The organism is Bacillota bacterium (assembly GCA_024655925.1).
GTDB lineage: Bacteria > Bacillota > DTU025 > DTU025 > JANLFS01 > JANLFS01.
Genome location: JANLFS010000166.1, coordinates 1 through 3,737, shown reverse-complemented (window position 1 = coordinate 3,737; position 3,737 = coordinate 1). Strand labels below are relative to the sequence as shown.

The following is a 3,737-nucleotide window of genomic DNA, read 5'->3' as shown; positions in this document are numbered from 1 at the left end:
CATCAAGAACCATCGCTCCGAGTTTGGGGTGGAGAGGATGTGCCGGGTGCTAGGCGTTGCCCGGAGCGGTTTCTACTCGTGGCTCAAGAGGCCTGACAGCGCCCGCAAGCAGGCGGATGCCGCCCTCGTCGAGCGCATCAAGGCCGCGTTCAAGAGATCCAGAGAGCTCTACGGGTATCTGCGGATCACCCGAGAGCTGAATTCCCAAGGCATCCGTTGCGGCAAGAACCGGGTTGCCCGGCTCATGCGGGAGAACGGCCTGCGGGTCCGAAGCCGGCGGAAGTTCAAGGCGACAACCAACTCGAAGCACAGCTATCCAGTGGCGGAGAACGTCTTAGGGCGCAATTTCGCCCCGGAAGGCCCCAATGAGGCCTGGGCATGCGACATCACATACATCCCTACTGACGGGGGCTGGCTCTGCCTCGCAAGCGTGGTGGACCTCTACTCCAGGATGGCCGTGGGCTGGGCCATGAATAGCACAATGACTCATGAACTCGCGCTAAACGCGCTTAATCAGGCCGTATTGCGCAGGAGACCCGGGCCTGGCCTTATTCACCACTCCGACAGAAGGAGCCAGTATGCGAGCCATGCTTGCCAGCGGCGTTTAAGAGACCTCGGGTTCGTCTCAAGCATGAGCCGCAAGGGCAATCCGTACGACAACGCATGCGCGGAATCGTTCTACCACACGCTCAAAGTGGAGCTAGTGCGCCTAAACCGGTACCGGACCCGGGCCGAAGCGCGGCAAAGCGTATTCGAGTACATAGAGGTATTCTACAACCGGCAGCGGATTCACTCAGCAAACGGGTACAAGGGTCCGTGCGACTACGAAAGAGCGACCTGTGCAGCGTAACTCGGTGTCTATTCTTCCGGGGTAAGTACATTTCGCGAGGCCCAGAGGATGCAATTGGCCCTCGTCAAGCATGCGGCTTCTGAACTTCGCACCATACTGAATGAGAGTCCGGACCACGTCTATCAGCTAATGACAGCCTTGTTCGGCATCTACTACTATGAGGCTGTCGTGAAGTGGAGCGACGAGGCCATGGCCATTCTGGAAGGACTCAGAGAGGGTGGATACAGTGAAGAGACAGAAGGCCCGTAGGATAGCATTGCTCATCATGTTCCTGACATTCCCCATCACCCTGAACTACTTCTCTCCATACCTCATGTCGGGAACCTCATCACATACTATCTTCTCCTGCTGATCGTGCTCCTCTCGACTCTCCTTGGAAGGCACGGGTTCTGCCGGTATCTCTGTCCCTCCTCCGTGCTCGGCATAGTCGGGTCATGGATAGGAAGATCGCCGCGACTGCCTCAGCTCAGGCTACATGCGAGGCCGGAGGCTTGCAGGAAATGCGGAACGTGTTCAAGAGAGTGCCCTATGAGCTTACCTGTTCAGGAGATGGTACGGATCTCGCGAATGGGCAATCCCGAGTGCGTTCTCCGCGCAACTTGTGTGGATGTATGCCCTGCAGGAGCCATATCTCGAAGGTTCAGGGCCGAAACCCCTTGCCCGCTGCCTCTGCACCATGGGACCGAACACCTCGCCTGACCATGCTCCGTATTCAGGGTTCGCAACTCATCTGGGCGAATGGGCACAATATGCCCCTGTGGGGAGTATGGTCCTTGCCGTTTTTCGATGTCCTTTGGACGAGCCTTGTGCTGTACGTGCTCCTGACTGTTCTCGCGAGGATCATGGGGAAAGAACTCCTCTAACAGATGAGCTTCTTCGACTTTGTGACAGGCGTGACCATAGGCGCCATAGCCGGCGCTTTTGTTGTAGCCACCGCTAAAGGTTTTTGGATACTCGTGAGTCCAGTCATACTCACAGCCGCAGTACTCGGCACAGGCCACCTGTCCCTATCAAGCCTCAAGTTACGGAAGATCATGGTCGGTGAGCCGGTAGTGGTGGCGCAGAATGGCAAGATACTGGAGAAGAACATGTGAGGGGCAAGGTACAGCCTTGATGATCTCGAGATGCAGCTACGGTTCAAGGATGTATTTGACATAACGCAGGTGGAATTCGCCGTGCTCGAGCCCAATGGTCAGCTCAGCGCGCTCAAGAAGACTCCGTTCCTTCCGGTGACCCCGAAAGACCTCAATATGCCCGCAGGCTATCAGGGTATGGCCACCGAGATCATCAAGGATGGGGACGTCCTGGAGCAGAACCTACTGCAGAACAACCTCGACTTCCGCTGGCTATACTGTGAACTCAGTAAGAAGGGGATAGCGGACATATCCGACGTGGTACTCGCAAGCCTCCAGACTGATGGCACACTCCACACAGACGTCAGAGATGATGCCAACCCCTACATACAAGGAATTGAGTTCCAGCTCCGGAGGCAATCGCGGCCCCCGTGACGCCAACCCCTACATACAGGGAATTGAGGATCAGCCCCTCGTCCAGCAGCAGTGACCTCTTTCCCCTTGACAGAGGTGTTCGAGCATACTCGGTCAGATCACTTCTGGACCTCCCGCCGAATGGACAGAGCCGCTGTCCCATGTTGGGTGGACGGCCTCATGAAACCCCTGATCGTGAGAGGGCGTGTATGGCACCCCCCGGACGACGCGCCTTAGGCCCCACTCCACTGCGGTAACGAGGGCATACCGGCGGTTGGACAGTTGGTCACCCCCGGGCAGGGGGGTACCCGCGTTCCCATGTTTCGACACCCTGCAGGGTTCTGGCAACCGGGTCGAATGGTTCCCACTTTGGCAAGTCTGCAGAAGTCGCCTTACCGAGTCTCAGATCTCGAACCCAGGCTGAGACGTCAACGCCGAAGTGTACATTTGACCCACTGGAGCCAGTTGGGAATTGACCTCCCACCAGCATATCGCCAATGTGTTGCCTCTATCTGCATCACCCCCGGCTGGGCTGGGCAGTCCACAATAGCCCGGCGCACCTTCTCTCTCGTAGCCGATAGCTCTGGCCACGGATGTCAACCGCGTGGCTGTGATGTGGCAATCGATCGAGGATCGCAGTGGCAATGACGGCGTTGCCCAAGACCTCGCCCCGCTCGGAGAGACTCTTGTTCGAGCTCGGGATTAAGAGGTGTTTTGCCTGGGGCTGAGTCTGTTCCTTTTCTCGCCTGATGGATCTTGCGTTGGTCACTGTTTACGGTATGGACACGGCACACCGCATGTATCTGGCGCCTGTGTGAGACGCAGCGGGCTTAGTCACGGCCCGTAATCACTTCCAGAGCAGTTCTGGCGGTTATGGCGGCGGCAGCGGAGAGGATCGCCATGCCATTGCGATGTTGACCAGGGTACGCTGGGATCATGGGACTCCGGGCACGGCAGTGAAGGGTGGGCGAAGGCCCACCCCGTCAGAGAACTGGGGTCTACCTGATGAGCAGCCTTGGGAGGAAGAGTACCAGGTTCGGGAAAAGGCTGACGAGGACGGCGACGAGTAGAAGAGTGAGGACGAAAGGCCAGATGATCGAGAGTACGGCCTTGAGAGGAATCTTCGCGATGGAGCACCCGATGAAGAGGAGGGATCCCACGGGTGGAGTCACCGCTCCGATGAGGGCGACCATGACGATCACTACGCCGAAGTGAACCGGGTCGAAACCTAGGTGCAGACCTACTGCTGAAAGCGGGGCCGCGAACATAACCAGCATTGCTGTCACGTCAACGAAGAAACCAAGCACGAAAAGGAATGCGCAGATGAGCAGGAGCATCATGGATGGGTTTGAGGTAATGGAGAAGAGTAGGTCTATGACTACCTGCTGGAAACGTACGCG

Annotated in this window: 6 protein-coding genes and 2 pseudogenes; 6 read left to right on the top strand and 2 right to left on the bottom strand. The window is 57.5% G+C overall.

What is annotated here, in order from left to right; all coding sequences use genetic code 11:
- From NUW23_15460 to NUW23_15435, 6 genes and pseudogenes are all read left to right on the top strand, one after another.
- The coding region (locus NUW23_15460) for an IS3 family transposase (GenBank protein MCR4427554.1) at positions 1-850 on the top strand (850 nt) is incomplete at its 5' end.
- Between the two features lie 42 nt (positions 851-892).
- Positions 893-1,099 (top strand): annotated as a pseudogene (locus tag NUW23_15455) (hypothetical protein).
- Positions 1,077-1,202: a hypothetical protein gene (locus tag NUW23_15450; GenBank protein MCR4427553.1), complete on the top strand. Its 126-nt coding sequence runs from the start codon at positions 1,077-1,079 to the stop codon at positions 1,200-1,202. The pseudogene NUW23_15455 and the gene NUW23_15450 overlap by 23 nt, the downstream one beginning before the upstream one ends.
- A 514-nt stretch (positions 1,203-1,716) precedes the next feature.
- On the top strand, positions 1,717-1,944 hold the full coding sequence (locus tag NUW23_15445) for a hypothetical protein (protein ID MCR4427552.1): 228 nt from the start codon (positions 1,717-1,719) through the stop codon (positions 1,942-1,944).
- Positions 1,945-1,959: 15 nt separating this feature from the next.
- A pseudogene (locus NUW23_15440) lies at positions 1,960-2,208 on the top strand (DUF421 domain-containing protein).
- 33 nt (positions 2,209-2,241) lie between these two features.
- The gene (locus tag NUW23_15435) at positions 2,242-2,358 is read left to right on the top strand and encodes a hypothetical protein (GenBank protein ID MCR4427551.1); all 117 of its coding nucleotides are present in this window, start codon (positions 2,242-2,244) and stop codon (positions 2,356-2,358) included.
- A gap of 496 nt (positions 2,359-2,854) precedes the next feature.
- On the opposite strand, the gene NUW23_15430 is transcribed toward NUW23_15435, so the two are convergent.
- On the bottom strand, positions 2,855-3,106 hold the full coding sequence (locus NUW23_15430; protein MCR4427550.1) for an ATP-binding protein: 252 nt from the start codon (positions 3,104-3,106) through the stop codon (positions 2,855-2,857).
- A 229-nt stretch (positions 3,107-3,335) separates the two neighbouring features.
- On the bottom strand, positions 3,336-3,737 hold a 402-nt coding region (locus tag NUW23_15425; protein MCR4427549.1), incomplete at its 5' end, for a TRAP transporter large permease subunit.